This is a genomic window from Coleofasciculus sp. (genome assembly GCF_046565525.1).
Classification (GTDB): Bacteria; Cyanobacteriota; Cyanobacteriia; order Cyanobacteriales; family Coleofasciculaceae; genus Coleofasciculus.
On the sequence record NZ_JBKHUP010000035.1, the window covers coordinates 1 to 20,328 of the forward strand.

General features: G+C 42.9%; 18 protein-coding genes and 1 pseudogene. 6 read left to right on the plus strand and 13 right to left on the minus strand.

Features of this window, described 5'->3' with window-relative positions; translation table 11 throughout:
- Positions 1-78: 78 nt before the first annotated feature.
- Positions 79-234: pseudogene (locus ACLGGO_RS14260) on the minus strand (NF041680 family putative transposase); the annotation flags it as partial.
- Positions 235-897: 663 nt separating this feature from the next.
- Between ACLGGO_RS14260 and ACLGGO_RS14265 the strand changes: the two are divergent.
- From ACLGGO_RS14265 to ACLGGO_RS14275, 3 genes are all read left to right on the plus strand, one after another.
- On the plus strand, positions 898-2,799 hold the full coding sequence (locus ACLGGO_RS14265; RefSeq protein ID WP_446419807.1) for a S9 family peptidase: 1,902 nt from the start codon (positions 898-900) through the stop codon (positions 2,797-2,799).
- Positions 2,800-3,037: 238 nt separating this feature from the next.
- Complete coding sequence (locus ACLGGO_RS14270) at positions 3,038-4,363, plus strand: DnaJ domain-containing protein (RefSeq protein ID WP_446419808.1); 1,326 nt, start codon at positions 3,038-3,040, stop codon at positions 4,361-4,363.
- A 192-nt stretch (positions 4,364-4,555) separates the two neighbouring features.
- Positions 4,556-5,284 (plus strand): PEP-CTERM sorting domain-containing protein, encoded by a 729-nt coding sequence (locus tag ACLGGO_RS14275; protein WP_446419809.1) that lies wholly within the window; start codon positions 4,556-4,558, stop codon positions 5,282-5,284.
- Between the two features lie 309 nt (positions 5,285-5,593).
- On the opposite strand, the gene ACLGGO_RS14280 is transcribed toward ACLGGO_RS14275, so the two are convergent.
- Both ACLGGO_RS14280 and ACLGGO_RS14285 read right to left on the minus strand, forming a co-directional pair.
- On the minus strand, positions 5,594-6,352 hold the full coding sequence (locus ACLGGO_RS14280) for a phosphoadenylyl-sulfate reductase (protein WP_446336894.1): 759 nt from the start codon (positions 6,350-6,352) through the stop codon (positions 5,594-5,596).
- Between the two features lie 224 nt (positions 6,353-6,576).
- Positions 6,577-7,047: a hypothetical protein gene (locus ACLGGO_RS14285; protein ID WP_446419810.1), complete on the minus strand. Its 471-nt coding sequence runs from the start codon at positions 7,045-7,047 to the stop codon at positions 6,577-6,579.
- Between the two features lie 128 nt (positions 7,048-7,175).
- Between ACLGGO_RS14285 and ACLGGO_RS14290 the strand changes: the two genes are divergently transcribed.
- Positions 7,176-7,388, plus strand: coding sequence for a helix-turn-helix domain-containing protein (locus tag ACLGGO_RS14290; protein WP_446336892.1), 213 nt, complete (start codon positions 7,176-7,178; stop codon positions 7,386-7,388).
- 21 nt (positions 7,389-7,409) lie between these two features.
- Here the strand turns inward: ACLGGO_RS14290 and ACLGGO_RS14295 are convergent, their stop codons facing one another.
- From ACLGGO_RS14295 to ACLGGO_RS14315, 5 genes are all read right to left on the minus strand, one after another.
- Complete coding sequence (locus ACLGGO_RS14295; RefSeq protein WP_446419811.1) at positions 7,410-8,042, minus strand: Uma2 family endonuclease; 633 nt, start codon at positions 8,040-8,042, stop codon at positions 7,410-7,412.
- A 105-nt stretch (positions 8,043-8,147) separates the two neighbouring features.
- Positions 8,148-8,798, minus strand: a complete 651-nt coding sequence (locus tag ACLGGO_RS14300; protein ID WP_446419812.1) for a hypothetical protein — start codon at positions 8,796-8,798, stop codon at positions 8,148-8,150.
- 12 nt (positions 8,799-8,810) lie between these two features.
- Positions 8,811-9,047, minus strand: a complete 237-nt coding sequence (locus ACLGGO_RS14305) for a hypothetical protein (protein ID WP_446419813.1) — start codon at positions 9,045-9,047, stop codon at positions 8,811-8,813.
- Positions 9,037-10,941 (minus strand): dynamin family protein, encoded by a 1,905-nt coding sequence (locus ACLGGO_RS14310; RefSeq protein ID WP_446419814.1) that lies wholly within the window; start codon positions 10,939-10,941, stop codon positions 9,037-9,039. Before ACLGGO_RS14310 ends, ACLGGO_RS14305 begins: the two co-directional genes overlap by 11 nt.
- On the minus strand, positions 10,922-12,382 hold the full coding sequence (locus tag ACLGGO_RS14315; RefSeq protein WP_446419815.1) for a hypothetical protein: 1,461 nt from the start codon (positions 12,380-12,382) through the stop codon (positions 10,922-10,924). Before ACLGGO_RS14315 ends, ACLGGO_RS14310 begins: the two co-directional genes overlap by 20 nt.
- Positions 12,383-12,619: 237 nt before the next feature.
- On the opposite strand from ACLGGO_RS14315, the gene ACLGGO_RS14320 reads away from it, so the two are divergent.
- Positions 12,620-13,912 carry a hypothetical protein gene (locus tag ACLGGO_RS14320; RefSeq protein WP_446419816.1) on the plus strand — a complete coding sequence of 431 codons (1,293 nt, stop codon included), beginning with the start codon at positions 12,620-12,622 and terminating at the stop codon, positions 13,910-13,912.
- A gap of 37 nt (positions 13,913-13,949) precedes the next feature.
- On the opposite strand, the gene ACLGGO_RS14325 is transcribed toward ACLGGO_RS14320, so the two are convergent.
- From ACLGGO_RS14325 to ACLGGO_RS14335, 3 genes are all read right to left on the minus strand, one after another.
- On the minus strand, positions 13,950-14,609 hold the full coding sequence (locus ACLGGO_RS14325) for a DUF3226 domain-containing protein (protein WP_446336886.1): 660 nt from the start codon (positions 14,607-14,609) through the stop codon (positions 13,950-13,952).
- Positions 14,609-15,700, minus strand: a complete 1,092-nt coding sequence (locus ACLGGO_RS14330; protein ID WP_446419817.1) for an AAA family ATPase — start codon at positions 15,698-15,700, stop codon at positions 14,609-14,611. Before ACLGGO_RS14330 ends, ACLGGO_RS14325 begins: the two co-directional genes overlap by 1 nt.
- Before the next feature lie 253 nt (positions 15,701-15,953).
- The gene (locus ACLGGO_RS14335) at positions 15,954-16,577 is read right to left on the minus strand and encodes a Uma2 family endonuclease (protein WP_446336884.1); all 624 of its coding nucleotides are present in this window, start codon (positions 16,575-16,577) and stop codon (positions 15,954-15,956) included.
- A gap of 135 nt (positions 16,578-16,712) precedes the next feature.
- On the opposite strand from ACLGGO_RS14335, the gene ACLGGO_RS14340 reads away from it, so the two are divergent.
- Entirely contained in the window at positions 16,713-16,925 is a 213-nt protein-coding gene (locus ACLGGO_RS14340) for a helix-turn-helix domain-containing protein (protein WP_446342930.1), read from the plus strand.
- A gap of 17 nt (positions 16,926-16,942) precedes the next feature.
- On the opposite strand, the gene ACLGGO_RS14345 is transcribed toward ACLGGO_RS14340, so the two are convergent.
- A complete protein-coding gene (locus ACLGGO_RS14345; protein WP_446419818.1) occupies positions 16,943-17,821 on the minus strand; it encodes a hypothetical protein in 879 nt (292 codons plus the stop codon).
- Between the two features lie 145 nt (positions 17,822-17,966).
- Positions 17,967-20,195: a photosystem I core protein PsaB gene (gene psaB, locus ACLGGO_RS14350; protein WP_446336882.1), complete on the minus strand. Its 2,229-nt coding sequence runs from the start codon at positions 20,193-20,195 to the stop codon at positions 17,967-17,969.
- Positions 20,196-20,328 lie beyond the last annotated feature (133 nt).

Genomic DNA, 20,328 nt, shown 5'->3' on the forward strand with positions numbered 1-20,328 from the left:
AACCTCAATAGTTTCAGTGGCTTCCCACCAAGTCGAGGGGTCATTCAGCTTAAATTTTTGACCATGTTTTCGCGGTCATTGACGCCGAAAAAACGGGCTTAATGAAAAATCAGCTAAACTGTAGGCATGTCGAGTTGTGAGTACCGCGTCCATCAACTCAAATGTTGCATCCTTAGCCAAGTTGATTAGTTCATAGACCTCTTGGCGAAATAATGCAAGTCGTTTATAGTTCATGATAGGGGAGACGTGAGGAATTTTGGTTAATTCTCATTATCTCCCCATTTCAACCCTAAGTATACCCCAAATTACTCCCCGTTACGAATGGGTCAAAGGCTTTTTCTACACTCAGGTAAACTTAAAAGCCAGATTCTCAATAATTGTTAATTAATGAAAATAGCGAACCGAGAAATTAGGCTGTGGGAAGGTGGTATGTCCGACTACTTAGCTGGGTTAATTTGTCTTAGTCTAAACTCCAGTTGGTAGATACCAAAATTAAGCGGCTAAACCCGCCCCGACAATGGCAAATGATAAAACTTTAAATAGCAACCTTTCTCAAACAGTTTGATGACATTGATTAACCGGAATGGTACTGACTGGTATGTTGGTGGGCGATGCCCACCCTACGGTATATCAATGGTTTCGGCGATATAAAAATGTACGCTTTTCAATTCCATTCGGATTAACCGTAGGGGCGCACCGACGTGCGCCCTAAACCTAAACTGACGTGCGCCCTAAACTGACTTGCGCCCTTTGTTTACACTCCTGAAGCGTTTGTTGTGGCGATGCAAAGTTTATGGCGAAGACAGCGCAACTACAAACCCCTAAGTAGCTTCTAACACGCCAGATTCGTTACAGTGTCTCTTAAGACAACCAAACCAATTGAACCTGTAAACTACGATGGTAACAGCAACAACTTCTTCAGTATCTCAAGCACTACCCCCCTTAATTCCCCGCGAAACCCTATTCGGGAACCCCGATCGCACCCGCCCTCAGCTATCCCCCGATGGGAAGTATTTGGCTTATGTCGCCCCGGATGAGAAGAATGTGTTGCAAGTCTGGTTGCGAACCGTGGGAAAAGATGATGATCAGCAGCTAACGGCGGATCAAAAGCGGGGGATTCGCCTTTATGTCTGGACATATAATCCTAACCAGCTTATTTATCTGCAAGATTCAGACGGCGACGAAAACTTTCACCTCTACTTGGTGAATGTCCAATCTAAGTTAGTGCGTGATTTAACCCCCTTCCAAGGCGTGAAAGCCCAACCCATTGACCTTGATCCAGAATTTCCCGATCAAATCTTGGTGGGAATGAATCTCAACGATCGCCAAAAATTTGATGTGTATCGGGTTAATCTAAATAATGGGGCAGTGGAATTTGATACCGATAACCCCGGTAATATCGTCAGTTGGGTAGCTGATGCTCAATTCCAGATTCGGGGCGCGATCGCAGCTACTCCAGATGGCGGTTCCGATCTTTTATTTCGTGAGACTTCCGATAAATCCTGGGAACAACTACGCCACTGGGGACCCGATGATGAAGGATCTGCCGTAACCTTTTCTCAGGATGGCAAAACCCTGTATATTACTGGATCACACGATGCTAATGCCCAACGGTTAATTGCTTTAGATTTAGCCTCCCGCCAAGAAACGGTAATGGCGGCTGATGAACAGTATGATATCGGCGGTGTGGTTATCCATCCGACTCAGCGCCGAATTCAGGCAGTGTCATTCTACAAGGATAAAGTGGAATGGCAAGTCCTCGATGAAAGTATTGCCGATGATTTTAACGCGATCGCGCAAATCCGAGAGGGTGAATTTGCTATCACCAATCGCACCTTAGCTGATGATACTTGGTTAATTGGCTACGCCACGGATAATGGTCCGGTTTATTACTATGTGTATAACCGTGACTCTAAATCTCACACCTTGCTGTTTAGCAATCAACCTGAACTAGAAACGTTGCAACTCGCCTCAATGGAACCCATTTCCTACCAAGCGCGAGATGGCTTAACTATTCACGGATATCTCACCACACCCGTTGGCGTGGAGGCGAAAAATTTACCCACTGTACTTTTGGTTCACGGTGGACCTTGGGCGCGAGATACTTGGGGCTATAGTCCAACGGTACAATGGTTGGCAAATCGGGGTTATGCGGTGCTGCAAGTCAATTTCCGAGGATCTACAGGCTATGGGAAAGCGTTCCTAAATGCCGGGAATCGAGAATGGGCGGCAAAAATGCATGATGATTTAATTGATGCCGTTAATTGGATTGTAGACCAAGGGATTGCTGATCAGAATAAGGTGGCAATTATGGGCGGATCTTATGGTGGATATGCCACATTAGTGGGATTAGCCTATACCCCAGAAGTATTTGCAGCAGGGGTGGATATTGTGGGTCCGAGTAACTTGGTTACTTTAATGCAAAGTATTCCCCCCTACTGGGCACCCATGAAAGCCATGTTTGCCCATCGCTTGGGGGATTTGGAGACTGAGGAGGAGTTTCTTAAGGCGCGATCGCCTTTGTTTTTTATTGACCGGATTCAGAAACCATTACTGATTGGTCAAGGGGCGAATGATCCACGGGTGAAACAAGCCGAAAGTGAACAAATTGTCGAAGCGATGCGAAAGGCAAATAAACCGGTTGAATACGCCCTTTACACGGACGAAGGACATGGATTTGCTCGTCCAGAGAATCGGCTTCACTTTTTCGCGATCGCAGAAGAGTTTCTCAGTAAATATTTAGAGGGACGGTTTGAACCGATTGGCGAAATTAAGGGTCATTCGGGGGTTGTTAGTTAAATCTAAAGGTAGGGGCGCAAGCCTTGCGCCCTTTTCGGTTAAATCGGTTATGGAATGATGTTTTTTTAACGCAGAGGAACGCAGAGGTTTACGCAGAGGAACGCAGAGGGATTGGGCGGATTGGAATGAAGATTTTATAAAATTGGAGGAATAACTGGCAAGGATGGTCGTAGTCACAGTATTTATTGAATACTCCATTTAATAACAGACGTAGCATGGCATGTCTCTATAAAATCAGATGCAGGATTCTCGTAATTACTATCAAATTCTGGGCGTTTCTTCCACCGCAACCCTAGAGGAGATCAAAAAAGCTTATCGTCGTCTCGTTCGTCGATACCATCCAGACTTGCATCCTGATAATCCAGACGCCACAGATAGATTTAAAGTAATTTGTGAGGCGTATCAGGTGCTTTCGGATGGGGTACAGCGGCGTCAGTATGACGAAGAGATTCAACCTCAGCCAAATCAGCCTAAAACTGAGTCAATGACGGCTCAAGATTTCTATGTGCGTGCGGTTAGTAAGGCGTTGGCTAAAAATTATCAGGGGGCGGTTGAAGATTGTAATCAAGCGATTTCCTTAAATCCTCGCTTTGTGGAAGCTTACGTGGAACGGGGCGCAGGGTGTTATAAACTGGGTAATGCTAGGGAAACGCTGCAAGATTGTAATCAAGCATTAAGGATTAATCCTCAGTTTGCCCCAGCTTATTACTACCAGGGGAGAGCGCGTTATCGACTGGGATATACTCAAGCGGCGATTGATGCTTATACTCAAGCGATCGCCTATAGTCCAAATCATGCTAAAGCTTATTATCAGCGAGGTTTAGCCCATAAAGATTTAAAAGAATTTGCAGGCGCGATCGCGGATTTGAAACAAGCGGCACAATTATTAGGTGAACAAGGGGATAAAACGGGATATCAGTTAGTTCAAGAAACGTTGCGAACGCTGAAGCAAACATCAGGAAAACGGGGAGTTTTCACTAAACGAAATCCCCTCGGTTATCTAATGGGGCTACTGAGGGACACGTTTTTTACAATCCGATCTTTTTTACTCAATCCCATGGGGGGACTATTGCCCAGTTTTGCCCGTCTCGATTCGCAACGAGCCATGGTGGTAGGATTACTATTGGCGGTGATTTTTGATGCTTGTTTTGTCTGGGGTATTTATACGGGTTGGCGTGATATGGTTTCCGTCTCCCTGGTTCCCTTAATCGGCGTGGGGATGATCCCGTTTATCATCCTAGCGGCGATGAGTGCGATCGCTCGGTTAATTCGGCGCCATCCCGGTAGTTTGGCGGGGGATAGTTTCCTAGCTGGGGCGACACTAACACCATTAAGTATTTTAGCGATCGCCAATGGTATTTCCTCTTATATGCCTAGTCAACTCATGGTGATTATTACCGTATTCACAGCCTGCTACACGGTTCTGACGCTTTATAGTGGTTGCACGCAAATCGCGAATTTATCGGAAAAGACAGCCGCGCTAGTTGTTCCGGTGATGGTTCTAGTCAGTGGCTGGATTTCCTATTGGGCGTTTACGGCGATGCTGGGAATGGCGTCTTTTTGAGGATGGGATCAGGAAAGTTTCTGTCAATTTACAGTCTACCTCAGTAAAACGGGACATCTGGGAAACTCTTTCAGGAAAGGGTTTCATCGGATTTCAGTTTGGGTTATATGAAAAGATGATGAAGCCAACTTGATCCGCTTGCTTTGCTTAGCTGATAACTCTACGCTAGAAAACAGAACAGTTATGAGTATTATGAACAAAACGTTATTGGCAAGTTTAAGTTTGGTCTTCGGCGTAATAGTTGTTCCTGACAATGCACAAGCCGTTACCTTGTATGGGGAAGATTTCTCAGGTCAAAACGGTAAAGGCGCAACAGGCGGAGCGGCTACAGACGTAGTAGGCGTGGATTGGTCAATTGAGTTAAACGATGCGGCTCTGTTTGACTCAAATGATTACTTCCGAGTAGAGGCTGAAGCCTTCACTGCTCGTGATACAAATGCAGGTTGTCCTAATGTAAACTGTACCTCTGGGGGCAATCCTGATCCCTTATTTCCAGCGTGGCTCAGTCCAGAACTCGGCATTTCTGGATTTACTAACCTGGCTTTATCATTGGATGCTTTCGCTAGTAATACCAGTTTTGAACACGAGGAAAACAGCCCGATTGGTGAAAAAGATTACTTTATCATTTCATATTTATTGGATGATGTCGAGTTTCTAGCGGCTGAATTAATTACCCAGTCTGGAGCTTTCACGAATCAAACCGTGAATGAATTGATCGGTAATGGCAGTACATTACAGGTGAAAGTGCAGCTTAACACTACGGCATCAACAGAACTGCTGTCATTTGATAACATCTTAGTCACAGGAGATCAAGTTAATCCCTCTCAGTCTGTCCCTGAACCTACTTCTATCATCGGCTTAATCGCACTTGCAGGTATCGGTATGGCTTCCCGCAAGGCTACAAAATCAAACAAAATCTAACCAAACTAATCCCTAGAGCATTGTTTGGTGTAACAACAATTAGTGGTGGGAAAAAGTAGAGATGTTTCAGCAGAACGTTTGTCAATTGTAGGGGCGGGTTTAGGAACTACACTCAGCTATTGCGGAAATAACTGAACAACAAAACCCGCCCTTATTCAAGGTTAGTGGATCAGCACATCTTACCAATTCTCGTTTCCAGCATCCATCCTGGAAATGTCCTCTTGGCGGCTGACGCGACTACGGGAGGCAGAGCCTCCGCCGTAGCATTCCCAGGCTGAGCCTGGGAACGAGGCTATCAGCAAGCTCAACTTAAAGCGAACTGGAATCGAGACTCTGGGCTTCACCTTGAGTCTGTGGTAGATGTAAACCACATTCTTGCTTAATTCCCCGGAAGCGGGTATCGCGTTCGTGCTGATCTTCCGCAGTTACTGGGCGGCTAGAGTGCCAATCACCGACAGTCGCATAGCCAAGTTCCCGCAAGGGGTGATAGGGAAGATTGTGTTCCGTGATGTAGTCATGGACATCTTGGCTACTCCAGTGAAGAATGGGTAATACTTTGTACATCCCAGACTGGATATTTATTGGACGCAATGTCTGACGGTGATGTGTCTGTTGAGCCCGCAATCCGGCTAGCCATGCTGTTGCGTTTAACTCTTGTAATGCTCGCTGCATGGGTTCGACTTTACGTATATAGTCATACTGATTCAGCGCTTCGGGATCATCTTTTGTCCAGAGTCTGCCATAGAGGGCTTCCATACGGGCTGGACTAATGGGCGATTGATATACCTGTAGGTTGAGATTTAATTGTTCAGTTAGCTGTTGAGCAAATCTATAAGTTTTGGGGGGGAGATATCCTGTATCAACCCAAATCACGGGAATGTCAGGCACGATGCGAGTGACTAGGTGCAGCATCAGCGCTGACTGGATGCCGAAGCTAGTACTCATCACCAAACCATCGCCAAAGGTTTCGGCTGCCCATTTAACCATTGAGGTGGCATCGGCATCAATGAGTTGTCCATTGACCCGCTCTATATCCAGTTGAGTTTTCTGTGCGATCGCACTTACCATGTCCCTAAACTCCCAGTCTTCCTGCCAGTCCTGTCTTTTTTTCCAGTTCCGTGATTTAATTGTACCGAGTTAATCTACGGTAAATTGGTGGGTTTACTGTACTTTTACACCACATTGAACTTTACCACGCCTAATTGTCTACGGCAATGTAATTAGATACAATTCAGTGACTCTAAAATTAAGTTTTGTATCTTTGAGGGAGAGCGATCAGATTCAGTGTTTTCTCAAAAGTGACGCCACCAATATTGTTCTAGCTGATAGGCTTGGCGCAGGTGTTGTAGGGCGGCTGTTGATAGCAACCCTTTAACAAGGGCAACAAATTGTCCCCACGCGAGCAATTGCGACTCACTTTTGGCTCGGTTGAACTGATATCTATAGAATATTGTCCAAAATTCAGGGGCAATTCGGGATTTCCAGCGCTTGCGCCAGCGAACCATGTCTTGAGGCGTGGGGGGTTCGGCTTCTAGGATTGGCGGGAAGTCGGCGTAGCTAACAAATCGGCTCAAACCTTTGCCGTGAACATAAACGATATGCTGCCAGCATTCGATACGATAAATCTCGTCGGGAGAGAGGTTAAACAGCAAGGCAACTGTCTCTGCGGTGACGAATCGTGCCAGGGGGTGATGGGTGGAGGATTTGTAATTTAGTTTTGACGCTCCAAAGATGGGCGTTTTTGTGGTATGTGTTGATAACATAGTAAGTACTTCCCATTTAATGGGACATTGAGGCGATCGCTCTTGCGTTTGTCAGACTCGGAGAGCGATCGCTTTTACCTGAAGACTCTCCAATTAAACGATAGAATGTTATCTTTTGTCAAGAGTGTATGGGCTTAGTCAGGTTGCGAATTCGAGAGTTTGCACAAGAAAAAGGATGGACTATAAAAGAAGTCTCTGATCGCTCTGGGTTAGTCTACAGCACAGTCAGACACTATGCCCGCTCACCGGGACTGGCAATGATAGACTATACGGCTATTCACAAGTTGGCTCGAACCTTTGATGTGATGGTAGAGGATTTGGTTGAGATTTTAGAGGAGTAGTATATCATAGATAAGTCTTTATTATTCAGCCATTTTACGTCTTACCCAACTCCGAAATGCTCTAACCAATTCCAAATAATCTTTTGTTTGAGCTTGTTGTAAAAAATCAGCAATTTCTGGAATAGGTAAATTGGGGAAAAATTGACTGGTTTTGGTGGTAATATAAGTGCTATTTTGCAGGGTTTGAATGACCAGAGCTACCCCGTTATAAATCCAAACCTCTGCTACACCTAAATCGGCATAAACCTGAAGACGATTTTGGGAACTGCTCGTAACATCAATTTCAATCACCAAATCGGGGGCTGGATCTTTAGTTAGGTCAAGCCGTTTCTTGCCTCGAACAGCACCAATTTGATGAATGTAGAAACATTCATCTGGCTCTGCACCACTCAGTTCAGGACGTTTGAGGGTTGTTGAGCCAAGGGGATAAATCGGGAGGTTTGTCTCTTCAGCTAGAGTTTCTACGAAGCGCCCCATAACCGTTTTACTTAATTCGTGTTCTGGAGAAGGAGCCATGATTTCTAGACTGCCACGATTATAGGTGAGGCGGAGGCGGCGATCGCACAATTCCTCTAGCAGCGTTTCATAAGTCTGCCAGCTAATCCCCGACAGGTGAATAATTTCATCCGGTGGCGCAAGCAATGTTGCCGTCATAGGTTTTCCGAAAATCCACTGCCTTTATTGTAACGATTTGTGTCACCCTAACTGTATTGGAAAAACAGTAACACTAAGATATGCTGAAACTAGCACAATCTCCACCTAACTCAAACTTATACCAAATAGAACAGAAAGCACCAACTTCAGATCGCTAGGAATGGCGTATGTGTTGATATCTTTGTGAACTATTTTTTCTTGACGCTGAAAAATACCAAATTTCCAGGTATCCCCTGTTGTTACAGTGCCGTAGAGCATAGGAACTGTTGAATCAGTCCATTGATCGAGAGCAATCAATTCTACCGCCAACTGAGTAAAACCTCTTGCTAAATCGGCATTTTTCGCTTCAACGACTAATAAATTTTGTTCAGTAGGAATGAAATAATCAAAACTGCCTTTGAGCCAATTGTTCACTCGCACAGGATATTCAATTTTGAGTGGTACTTGAATGAACTTACAAATCGTCTTGAGAATCGGAAAGATCATTGCTTTACGTCTAGCCATCTCGGAAACAGGATCTACCAAAGTGAGATTTTCTTGCAGTTCTGTTCTTAGTGGTTGTAGATCGATTGGTAACTGCTGTGGAAGTTGGAGCGAGCTATTTTTGAGGGTAACACCGAATTCAGCTAGGATATCGGCGCTATCGTAGGCTAATTGGGCATATTTACTGAAGGTATAGCTCTCGGATGGGTCAAGAATCCTGGCTTTGCTCATAATGATGGCTGCTCGCCAACGCTCAATAAATGGTGTTAACAATAATAGCAGTCCTCAAACAACATCTCCTTTTTTGACAGACATTATATGGGTTCCCCATCTCCCTTGATTATACAAATCGGGTTCATCGTACAGGAAGTTAAAGGAGCCACCCTTTTGAGCCATTTGAATTAAGTCACCCGTTGAAGGACTTGAGGATTCAAAAAACAGCTTTTCCTCAAGTAAATTACGCTCCTCTTTCGAGATAGATAGGATAACTTGGATTAGAGAATCAACGAGTTTAGTGTTCATATTCAATGGTCTTTTTATCCTGGATAATTGCATCAATATTATTCTGTACCTGTTCAAGTTCCTGACGCTTCTGGTAGATCCATGCTTTTTCAGCTTCACAGGATCGAAGTATTTCTTTGTATTCTTTATCTTGGTTATCTAAGTCTGCTTGCACACTATCGATTGCTTGAGTCATAATTTCTTTGACTCCTTCAATTCGGGTTTCAAAAGTTATGGTAACAGTTTCATGAAGTTTATTAAAAATTGTAGATTGAATTTTATGAAATTGCTCTAAACCTTTTTGAATTACTTCTTCTCTTATCTGATTCCGGATAGAATCATCACTTCCAAAAAGAAGCCCAACAAAAAACAGAGTACCTATCCAGGGTAAAAAATCGCCATACCCTTCTTTTTTATCCACCTTAAATTTAAATTCGTAAGGAAGTTGCTGAAGAAATACCTTTTCAGGGTTAATACTAGATAGTTTTGAATTGCCTAATGATTTTAATACATTTAATATTCGAGCATCTAAACTTTTAAGATTAAAATCTATGCTATTTTTGTTTTGCTGACCCCACTCAATAATTGCATTTATTAAATTATCTTTAAATTTGTCAGTATAGTCTTCAACTACTTCCTCTTGCTTCCAAACTACGTCACCGTCAGATTCCCATTTCTTAGACTTTTCCTTTAAATCATCAAATAAGGATAAACGAATCCATTTATTCCAAGAACTCTTTAGCTGATTTATTAAAGGTACTTCTAGCTCGGTTATCCATTTTTTTATCAAAATCTCAAGTCTGACGCTTTGTCCGCTCAACTCACCAATTTGCTCGATTAAAGCTTGTTTTTTTGTCTCAGCCTCTTTTATCTCTTGATTTAAGCTTACTTCATATTCTTCCCAAAAAAACAACCCATTTTGAATCATTTTCCCCAGCTTAACTACAGCTTTATTTAGCTCAGTATTACCACGTTCAGTAGTTAAAAAAATTTCAAGGGATTTAGTAAATTCCTCAAAGCTATCAATATAGTCATTCTGATTATTGTTACACTTAGCTTCTAGTGCTGCTTTCGCTGAGATGAAATGAATGCGGTTTTGCCCAGCCAACACGGGATATTCACCATAAGCAAATTCTTCTACCGAATCCTTTACATCCTGCCGATCCTCATCAGAATCCAGTTCATCCATTTTGTTGACTACTATAAATAAATTCCTAGCAGGCTCTTGCTTGCTACCTCCAGAAAGTTGCTCCTTTAACTCATCGATTAATTGGCGTTCTGTCTCAGACAAGAGAGCTGAGGCAAACGTCAGAAAAATTACTGCATCAGTGTTTTTCAGTAATTTTTGAGTAATGGCTGCACGCTCTGGGTGTTCGTTTAAGCCTGGAGAATCGACAATTTCCACACCATTTTGGCAGAACTCTAAATTGGGATGTTCAAAGATTATTTCTTCGATCTGAGAACGAGCTAGTTCATCGCTTCGATGTTTACGTGCTGCTTCTTTTGAAAGAGTCGCTAAACTTTGATACTCTTCAAAAGATACTTCTTTCTTTTGTCCATTTTTATAATGGCATACAATTCGCTTCTTCGAGCCATGTTTCAATACGGTAATTGCTCCACTACAAGCAATTGCCCGAACAGGTTGTATTTGTTCACCCACTAAAGCATTGATTAGAGTTGATTTTCCTCGACTGAACTCTCCGACTATTGATAATCGGAATTGCTGAGATTGTAATTTTTGCCGTAATTGAAATATCTCTGATCGCAGAGGATAAAAATTATGATTTCGTTGATGACAATCCTTGAATATCTCATCCAATTGGCTGCAAATATCATCAGATAATTTTTCCTTGTATTTTTGGAAATCAGAAAATGAGAGAATGCTATATTGTGGTTTACTCTGTGGCAAGATCATGATTATTTTCTAAATTTTTCAAACTGATAGAGGGAATTGCATCGATATCTTTCTGTAGCTGCTCAAGTTCCTGACGTTTCTGGGCAATCCAAGCTTTTTCAGCCTCACGTTGTTCTGGTGTCTCCTGTTTATATCTCTCTTGTCGCTCTAAAAAGTCGTCATAGACTGAGATAGCTTCTGTAACAGCTTGAGTCGCTAATTTAACCCTATCATCAAAAATTGCAGTAACTAGATCATTGACTATTGAAATACTTTCATTTTTGAACTTAATAACCTCTTCCCAAGAAATATCACCCCAACCCTTATTTACCAAAGCATCTAAAGCAGGCTTAATAGAAGTTTTAAAATTTTTTGTATTGTTAGGCAAATGCGCTGTCGGATTACTGAATTTAACTTTAGTCTTTTCAAGATTAAAGTTAAATTGTGTACTCAAATTTATTTGTTTTTGTTGTTTTATAAGATTTATACATCGCTGAATCAATTCTACGTTAATAGTATCAAATTCTTCGTAAATTGGAAGTATTTTTTCCTTGATTAGAGACTCAATATGGTGATTGTATTGGTCAACTTCTTGTTTTATATCCTTAATAAAATAATCTTTATCTCCCCAACCAATTGATTTTTTCTGCTTCTCTTTAGCGTCTATAAACCATTTTTTTCTCAAGCGTTCAATTCGTTCTTCCCAAGATTTTTTAGCTTGCTCTGCCACCTGTAACTTGCGCTGCTCTCCTAGACGACGGATTCTGATGTCACGCCCACTACACTCCCCAAGCTGTTCCAAAATTTCCTGCTTTGCCACCTCAATAATTTTTGGCTTGGTATTCCAAACAGTCTCAGCTTGATCCAGCTCATTTAAACAGACTTGAATGGATTCCTTGATTTTAGTAGCAGATTGTTGCAGTTCCAGGGAATAACTGTTAACTGTCTGGTTGCCGAGGGACGGGGGTATAGCAGGTAACTCGGTTAGGATATAGCTAGCAGCATTAACAAATAAGGGGTCAATTGATTGAAAGCTAGCTGGGTTGAGGAAAGAGTGAAATTGTTGTAAGGCTTCTAGATTAATATTTTCTTGTCCACTGAATCCAGCTTCAAGAACGGCTAAATATTTAGAATTAACCCCTAGCTGGTTGGTGAGAGATTGCAAGTAGCTTGTTTCACGAGAGTTTATACCTCTAGTATTGGCTAACATTTTATAGCCAAAGCTAATGACTAATAGCTTTTCTGCTTCTGAAAGCGGGATTGTCAGTGTCGTCAATTGATCTAATTTTTTATAAACCTGATGCTGTTTAACTCCCTTGAGTAGGAGTTGTGCCAATTTACGCAGTTTGCTTTCTGAAGGAGTTAAATTGTCAAGGATCGCCTGTAGCTGTTGCTTCTCTTCATCAGTAACTGTACCATCGGCAAACATCACTCCCAGCAGAACCGTTACCAAAGCTGCCAAGAAGATTACGGGAGGAGTGAGTTGCCGTTGACTGAGCTTTTGCCCAGTAATCCGCGACAATAGAGCAACCGCCTCCGGACTAACTAGCGCTGTATCCATAATCTTTGTGAGCGAATCGGCTTAACTCTAGTATTGCCTAGTTTTCTCTCCAAGTGTTTAAAGTTTCGATAAACATAGTGATTTTTCTTAATACGACAGGTTAAGCTCTAAGAAAAGAACTTCCACTCAGGCAAAACAATGCTGTTTCAATTTCCCCCGGTAATTCAGGCTGGTCTTGCTGCTGGCAAGTACGCCCAAGTCTTTACATCCGCAGGAGTACCCATAGGTTTAGCTAGAGATGCAGCAACAGGTCAGTTTGTTGGTCATGCAGTCAGTCTCCTGAATAATAGTGGTGCTGCGTTGAATCCGCTAGTTGCTGTTCCCCAGATGGCAATGAGTGCAGGACAGATGTATCAAATGCACCGAGGATTTCAAGCTGTCCAAGCTAGTTTGGGAGTTCTGCAAGCTACGACAGCCGTGATTGGTGTGGGAACTGTAGCGACGGTGGCACTGTCAGCCGTGAACCTGTGGCAGACTTTGAAACTGAGGCAAGACGTAAAACAACTAAAGCTTGATGTTCGAGACGGCTTTATTGACCTCAAAAAAGCTCTAAAAGACCAAGGGACAGAAATAATCCAACACATTGACGAAGTTGCCCAGGATATTAAATTTGAACAGCATCGTTTAGTCTTAATTCAGGCTTATGGACGGTTTCTAGAAGCAACCAGGCTGATGAAAACTGCTATGTCCTGCCAAGATACAAGTATCAGAAACGCTGACTTAGCCAATGCACGGCAGACATTATCAGAAGCATTAGGCGACTATAACAATCCTCGCCTATTATCCGAAACCTGTGCAGCCGGACAACTGCGAAGACACGAATGTGCTTGGGCAATTGATCAGACGATCGCACTCTCTTATCAACAGCAAAATGAGTTAGCCGCCGTCAGCGATCGCCTATCTCATCTCCAGGATAAAATCCGTCAAGATGCCCTCACTGTAATTGAACGCTGTGATACCGAAGACGAGTTAGATTTTCTCTTCCCTGAACTCACCCGAATTCATGACCATGATTTAGTCGTACTGGAGTCTTGGCAAAATCAGGTCGATTGGATGCAATCGCTTCCTCCATCCGAAGTTAAACTGCTTCAAAGTGCCGACTTCAGCAACTCAGACGCCACAGCTACCCCAGACGCCAGTGCAGATTTAAACGTTTTAGCAGAACCCCCCGAACAACTACTCTATGAGAACTTAAAGCAAAAATCTCATCCCGAATCTTTGCTTAACCAACTGCAATTTATGATCAAACCTAAGTTACGTCGAGAGTGGGAAACGTACATCACTCAGCAAGCTGCGATCGCGGGTTACAAAACCTTAGTCCCGGCAAACCTGGAAAAAGCCTCAAACTTAGCCGTTGCCAACCTCTACTGGTATTTCCAAGTCAGAGATGAATCAGAAGAAGAGACAGAACAAAATGTCAAGAATGCGTGACATTTTTCATTCGTCATTAACGCTTAATTTGCCACATTCATTCTGAAGTATCCGCTAACTCAAATAGACGTTTTAACCATTCAACAAACTTTGTCGCGATTTCAGCATTATAACTCAGTACCTGTGCGGTAATGGCTTGTCCCATTGGCATTCCCGGTGTTTCCTGCCAAGCTAACCACGTATGAATTAAGGCTTTGGGATGATGAATTGGCGTGTAACGATTCAATTTTAACTGTTCAATCTCTTGCAAAATCGCCTCGGCTTTTGGACGCAAACTATCATCAGAAGGAATTAGATGGGCAACAAAATCTTCCAACATTCCAGGAAGTTGATTATCAGGCATTAACCAAATGCCTATTTTGGGTTTGTCTGGTTGTGTATACACCCCGCCATTTGGGGGAGGTACTGTCGGAATCGTCTGATATCCACTGTTGAGAAGTCGATTTCGTACAGCTTGCCATCGTGCCAGTAAATCTTGATCAGCATCAACAACAATTCCTAATGTTTGTAATTTGGGTTCATCAATTCTAGCTGGTAATCCAGCTAAAAGTGCCTCTATCCCCTCTGTCCCTTTTTCTTCCGCTACTTCTACAGAAAATGTTTCTGGCAACTGATATTGATTACACAAAGCCCAAATCACATGGCGATCATTTTTTCCTTCAACCAATAGCTGATGAGGTTTTGTTTTTTTGGGCATCAGCGCACCTCAATACTTTGACGCACAGCAACACCCAACTTTTCAGAATCGTATTCAACCGGACGTATATCTTCACCCTTACGACTCAATCGAAATAATTTGCCCATTGATGGATCATCTAATTCATCCAAAGCTTCTTGAAACGCACAGATACAGTCCCAACTATGAGTTGTCGCAAAAACTTGTATGTTTAATTCATGGGCTACTTCTAGTATAAATCTCCACATATCAGTTTGAGCTTCATAATATAGACCCGTTTCAATTTCGTCTATCAGCAAGACACCATTCTCAACTGTCACTGCTGCCATGGCTAAGTTTAAAATGCGTCGCATTCCTTCCCCCATGCTACTGAGAGGAATTGGGTATTCTTCTTTACTACGCTTACACAAAATGCCACTGTTGAAGTTGGGTTTGTTTGTAAAACTAATTCGCTCTATGTTTTCATCTAATATTTTTAAGGCGTTTATTACCTGATCTTCTTTTGGTGTGAGAGTAATATCATTCCACATATCAGATATATTCTGATTGTTTAAATTATTAGTTGGAATAAACCAAGTTTTATTTATGAATTTGTCTTCTAGCTTCGATGAACCATAATATTGATTGGGAAATCCAGGAAATGTCAGTAATCTATATTCGATTAAATCATCCGAATATACAGGAACATTATATGTTACCTCTTTTGAGTTTAATCGAACAACCAACTCAAAGGGAGTTATATTTTTAGGGTTCTCTGCTTTTTGTCTAATGATTTCAACTGGTAAATTATTATCTTGGGTTGAACTAAAACGGATTGTTGAATTTAAGCTCGGTGCATGACCGTAAAATAGATGGCTAATTTGATAGTAAGACAAAGGGCGCGGGGGTTCACCGGGCAGACTAAAACTGGAGCGATCAACCAGTTCACCTCGGTTATACAGTAAATATCCTAAACACTGAGGATTGCCTTGATTAACGAATAGATACACCGCTTCCAGTAATGTAGTTTTCCCACAATTATTCATACCCACGAGTAAATTAACCTGTGCTAACCCATCGATATGAAAGTTCTTGAAGCAGCGATAGTTTTGTATAGTGAGATCACGTAACATAAACTTTTAGCTAAAGGAGCAGTGATTATCTCTTATCTTAGAGGCTAATCATTACTGTGGTCATAGCTGGGTGATGATGAGGCGAGGAATACTCTGGAATTTACCGAAGCATCAGGAAACGCGATCGCATGGGAAATAGTGGTAAGCTTTATGGCAAGCCTCTAGTGGGAGCATCCTCATCTACATGAGATCGCACAATTACCTCATCGCACATTTATTATGATGATTTGTCCGTCAGCACTAAGTTTTTGGTTTATTCCCCAGCCTGAAAAATCTGGTCAGCCGTTAAGTCCAACTCCGGAAATATTAGGGATTCAATACGCTCCCTTTCCCTAAACTGGCTTACCTGGTACTCACCATCAACGAGTTGGTAAACACTAAGCGTTGGTCGTTTCGGGGATCCAATATAGCGCCGACCTCCTAGTCCTAAATAATCAACAATCCAATATTCAGGGATACCCATTGTCTCATAATCTTCCAACTTTCGGGCGTAATCGTTTTCCCAGTTGGTACTGACCACTTCCACGACCAAAGGAATAGATTTTCCGTTTTGAATCGTTGCCGCTTTTTCCCACAACGGTTCAGTCTGGAGGGCATCGCGGTTAACCACGATAACATCTGGAAGATATCCAGTTTCCCAACTGGGTGCTTTGACTAAAGCGCGTCGAGGAAAACGATAACGCCGTTGTAGTTTCCGACTCACAGTTGTGAGGTTCTCGACTAGAAATTCAGTAACATCTTCATGCTGACCTGTTGGCTGCATCTCAAAAATTTTCCCATCAATAAGTTCGTATCGTCCGTCCTCTGGATACCATTCCAGGAATTGCTCGAAGGTTAACGTTTTGGGTTGCGTTCCAATTGTGATTAAGTTACTCATCCCATTACCTTTTATAATTGATTGTTGATGCCTCAAGGATAGGCATTTTGATCGCTCTTAGGTTTGTCAGACTGGGAAAGCGATCGCTTTATATATCAGAATTATCATAAGGTGCAATTGCACCGATAGTCAAGTATGGGTTTAGTCAGGCTGAAAATTCGAGAACTGGCGGCGGAGAAAGGCTGGACGCTCAAGGAGGTTGCTGATCGTTCTGGCGTGATGTACAACACAGTCAAAAGCTATGCTCGCCGTTCCGAGTTGTCAATGGTAGACTTTACCGCGATTTATAAGTTGGCTCGAACCTTTGATGTGATGATTGAGGATGTGGTTGAAATTTTGGAGGAGTAGACGCGATTGAGCAAGTCCTAAATAGATTTTAGTAATTGCTCTATCACATTATTTACATCTTCTAAATCAACACAATCATATTCAAATTCGATTAGCTCTCCAAGAGCTATACGATCCCAGCGATCTCCATCACTAAATTTTTTTATTGGAAGACTTTTTATTATTTCAGTAAATTCATATTTAAGCTCTATTAAATTTTGATATAAAACTTTTATTTCTGGGTTCTCTTCTAATTTTTTTAGGGCATTAAAAAAAACATTAATTGTCTGAATTAGTCCATCTAAACTAACTAGATATATATATTGAGTATTACTAACTGTATAAGAAGAAAATAATGATTTATTACTATCCCTAATGCGTCGAGTTGGTAAGGCGTTTATTTTTCGTTTGAGTATTTTTAAAATAGTGGATATACTTATATTGTTTTGATCAGGTATTAAGCTTTCTAAAATATCTTGATAATTAGTATCCAAACTCTGATTTAAAAATAATTTTGGGTAGCAAATCACTGAATCTGGACATTTAGACCTGATTATTTTGGCATAATCTACCCATTCATAATTACTATCCCCTATTCTGTAGGGAATATAAATTTGCAAGTCATGTTCAGATGCCCATCGGTTGAGCTTTGTGAACGCATTACCTACAGATTCACAGTCTATGCTCAATTCTTTTTGTCTACACAAATTGCAAATCCACAGCTTCTCATCAACTTGAACAGGCTGAATCATTCCTGGCTGCCAATAGTCTATATACTTAATGTACTTTTCATAGACTATAGACCATTTTCTACAAATTTTAACAGATAATTCATTTTTGATTATTCCTCGACAACCCACTGGATGAGGAATGATACCTGAGGTAACATAAAAAATATCTTTATTAATAATTTTCATATACTTTGCTTTATTGAAATTCACTTCTTTTTTAAACAAATATTTTTACGCACCAGTCCAATGCAATTCTACAAAATCCCCAACTGGAAAAATCCCCCACCCGAAGGCAGGGGATTTATTTAATTACCTACAAGGCTTCAGTTCGCTAACCGAACTTACCCGCAGTCGAGGCAATCACAAACGCCGCGTAGGTCAATATATACCCCACAGTAAAGTGAGCTAAACCAACCACACGACCTTGAACGATGGACATAGCAACTGGCTTATCCTTCCAACGAACCAGGTTCGCCAGAGGCGTGCGCTCGTGCGCCCAAACCAATGTTTCAATCAGTTCTTGCCAGTAACCACGCCAGCTAATCAGGAACATGAAACCAGTCGCCCAGATCAGGTGTCCTAAGAGGAACATCCAAGCCCAAACCGACAGGTTATTCGTGCCATACGGGTTGTACCCGTTAATTAGCTGAGAGGAGTTCAGCCAGAGGTAGTCACGTAGCCAACCCATCAGATAGGTTGAGTTCTGATTAAATGTGGCTACGTTGCCTTGCCATATTCCCAGATGCTTCCAGTGCCAGTAGAAGGTCACCCAACCAATGGTGTTGAGCATCCAGAACATCGCTAGATAGAAAGAGTCCCAAGCGGAGATATCGCAAGTGCCGCCACGACCGGGACCGTCGCAGGGGAAGGCGTAGCCGAAGTCTTTTTTATCCGGCATCAGCTTAGAACCACGGGCATCCAACGCACCTTTGACCAAAATCAAAGTGGTGGTATGCAGACCGAGTGCGATCGCGTGGTGAACTAAGAAGTCTCCAGGACCAATGGTCAGGAACAGGGAGTTCGTACCATCGTTAATCGCATCTAACCAACCGGGTAACCAAACGTTCCCGTAGTTGGGCCACGCTGTAGTCGCAATGCTATCAGGATTAGATAGCAGCGTATCAAATCCATAAAGCAGCTTCCCGTGAGCCGCCTGAATCCATTGTGCAAAAACTGGTTCAATCAGAATTTGCTTCTCAGGAGTCCCAAATGCCACAACCACATCGTTGTGAACATACAGACCCAAGGTGTGGAATCCGAGGAACAAGGAAACCCAGCTCAAGTGAGAGATGATTGCTTCCTTGTGAGCCAATACCCGTGCCAACACATTGTTCTTATTCGCTTCGGGGTCGTAGTCTCGCACCAGGAAGATTGCTCCGTGGGCGAAGGCTCCAACCATCAAGAAGCCAGCAATATATTGGTGGTGAGTATACAACGCCGCCTGAGTGGTATAATCCCGCGCCATGAAGGCATAAGGCGGCAGCGAATACATGTGTTGCGCCACCAGCGAGGTCACTACCCCTAAGCAAGCCAAGTGCCAGCCTAACTGGAAGTGCAGCGAGTTGTTATAGGTGTCGTAGATTCCTTTGTGACCTTCACCCAACATGCCACCAAACGGGGTTCCCGGTGGGGGATTGTGCGTTGCCAAGATGTCTTTCATGCTGTGTCCAATACCGAAGTTCGTCCGGTACATGTGACCTGCAATGATAAACAAGACAGCGATCGCTAGGTGGTGGTGAGCAATATCGGTCAGCCACAGGGATTCGGTCTGGGGGTGGAACCCACCTAAGAAGGTGAGAATCGCAGATCCGGCGCCTTCAGAGGTACCAAAAATATGGTTTGCCGTATCTGGATTCTGGGCATAAACGCCCCAGTTCCCCGTGAAAAACGGACCTAAACCCGCTGGGTGTGGCTTGACGGACAGGAAGTTATCCCAGCCAACATGCTGTCCCCGAGCTTCGGGAATCGCAACGTGAACCAGGTGACCTGTCCATGCTAAGGAACTCACCCCAAACAAACCCGCTAAGTGGTGGTTTAGGCGAGACTCAGCATTTTTAAACCAAGCCAAGCTAGGACGGAACTTGGGTTGTAAGTGCAGCCAACCTGCAAACAGGAAGACGGCAGATAGCACCAAGAGGAATAATGCCCCTTGATACAGATCCCCATTTGTCCGCATCCCCACTGTGTACCACCAGTGGTACACCCCAGAGTAAGCAATATTAACAGGGTTAGACGCACCGGCTTGAGTAAACGCATCTACAGCCGGTTGACCGAATTGAGGGTCCCAAATCGCGTGAGCGATCGGACGGACGTTGAGTGGATCTTTAATCCACTGTTCAAAGTTGCCTTGCCAGGCGACGTGGAACAGACTGCCAGAAGTCCACAGGAAAATGATTGCAAGATGACCGAAGTGAGAGGCGAAAATCTTCTGATAAAGATTTTCCTCCGTCATGCCATCATGGCTCTCAAAGTCATGGGCGGTGGCAATTCCGTACCAGATTCGACGTGTAGTCGGATCTTGAGCGAGATCCTGGCTAAATTTCGGAAATTTTGTTGCCATCTGTCTTTCTTTAGGAAATCCTACAGAGACTTATGCTTTTGCTGCTCGTTTTCTGTCTTTTGTGACCCCCTGGAACCGAAGTTCCAGTTTGGGATAGGGTCTAGACAGGCAAGACATTGTGTCTTGCTTTATA

Excerpts from the sequence above, each read along its gene's own strand:
- ACLGGO_RS14270 (WP_446419808.1), top strand. The coding sequence starts at position 3,038 with ATGCAGGATTCTCGTAATTACTATCAAATTCTGGGCGTTTCTTCCACC.
- ACLGGO_RS14290 (WP_446336892.1), top strand. The coding sequence starts at position 7,176 with ATGGGCTTAGTCAGGTTGCGAATTCGAGAGTTTGCACAAGAAAAAGGA.
- ACLGGO_RS14280 (WP_446336894.1), bottom strand. The coding sequence starts at position 6,352 with ATGGTAAGTGCGATCGCACAGAAAACTCAACTGGATATAGAGCGGGTC.
- ACLGGO_RS14265 (WP_446419807.1), top strand. The coding sequence starts at position 898 with ATGGTAACAGCAACAACTTCTTCAGTATCTCAAGCACTACCCCCCTTA.
- ACLGGO_RS14320 (WP_446419816.1), top strand. The coding sequence starts at position 12,620 with ATGCTGTTTCAATTTCCCCCGGTAATTCAGGCTGGTCTTGCTGCTGGC.
- ACLGGO_RS14295 (WP_446419811.1), bottom strand. The coding sequence starts at position 8,042 with ATGACGGCAACATTGCTTGCGCCACCGGATGAAATTATTCACCTGTCG.
- ACLGGO_RS14310 (WP_446419814.1), bottom strand. The coding sequence starts at position 10,941 with ATGATCTTGCCACAGAGTAAACCACAATATAGCATTCTCTCATTTTCT.
- ACLGGO_RS14335 (WP_446336884.1), bottom strand. The coding sequence starts at position 16,577 with ATGAGTAACTTAATCACAATTGGAACGCAACCCAAAACGTTAACCTTC.
- psaB (WP_446336882.1), bottom strand. The coding sequence starts at position 20,195 with ATGGCAACAAAATTTCCGAAATTTAGCCAGGATCTCGCTCAAGATCCG.
- ACLGGO_RS14275 (WP_446419809.1), top strand. The coding sequence starts at position 4,556 with ATGAACAAAACGTTATTGGCAAGTTTAAGTTTGGTCTTCGGCGTAATA.
- ACLGGO_RS14325 (WP_446336886.1), bottom strand. The coding sequence starts at position 14,609 with ATGCCCAAAAAAACAAAACCTCATCAGCTATTGGTTGAAGGAAAAAAT.
- ACLGGO_RS14345 (WP_446419818.1), bottom strand. The coding sequence starts at position 17,821 with ATGAAAATTATTAATAAAGATATTTTTTATGTTACCTCAGGTATCATT.
- ACLGGO_RS14330 (WP_446419817.1), bottom strand. The coding sequence starts at position 15,700 with ATGTTACGTGATCTCACTATACAAAACTATCGCTGCTTCAAGAACTTT.
- ACLGGO_RS14305 (WP_446419813.1), bottom strand. The coding sequence starts at position 9,047 with ATGAACACTAAACTCGTTGATTCTCTAATCCAAGTTATCCTATCTATC.
- ACLGGO_RS14285 (WP_446419810.1), bottom strand. The coding sequence starts at position 7,047 with ATGTTATCAACACATACCACAAAAACGCCCATCTTTGGAGCGTCAAAA.
- ACLGGO_RS14340 (WP_446342930.1), top strand. The coding sequence starts at position 16,713 with ATGGGTTTAGTCAGGCTGAAAATTCGAGAACTGGCGGCGGAGAAAGGC.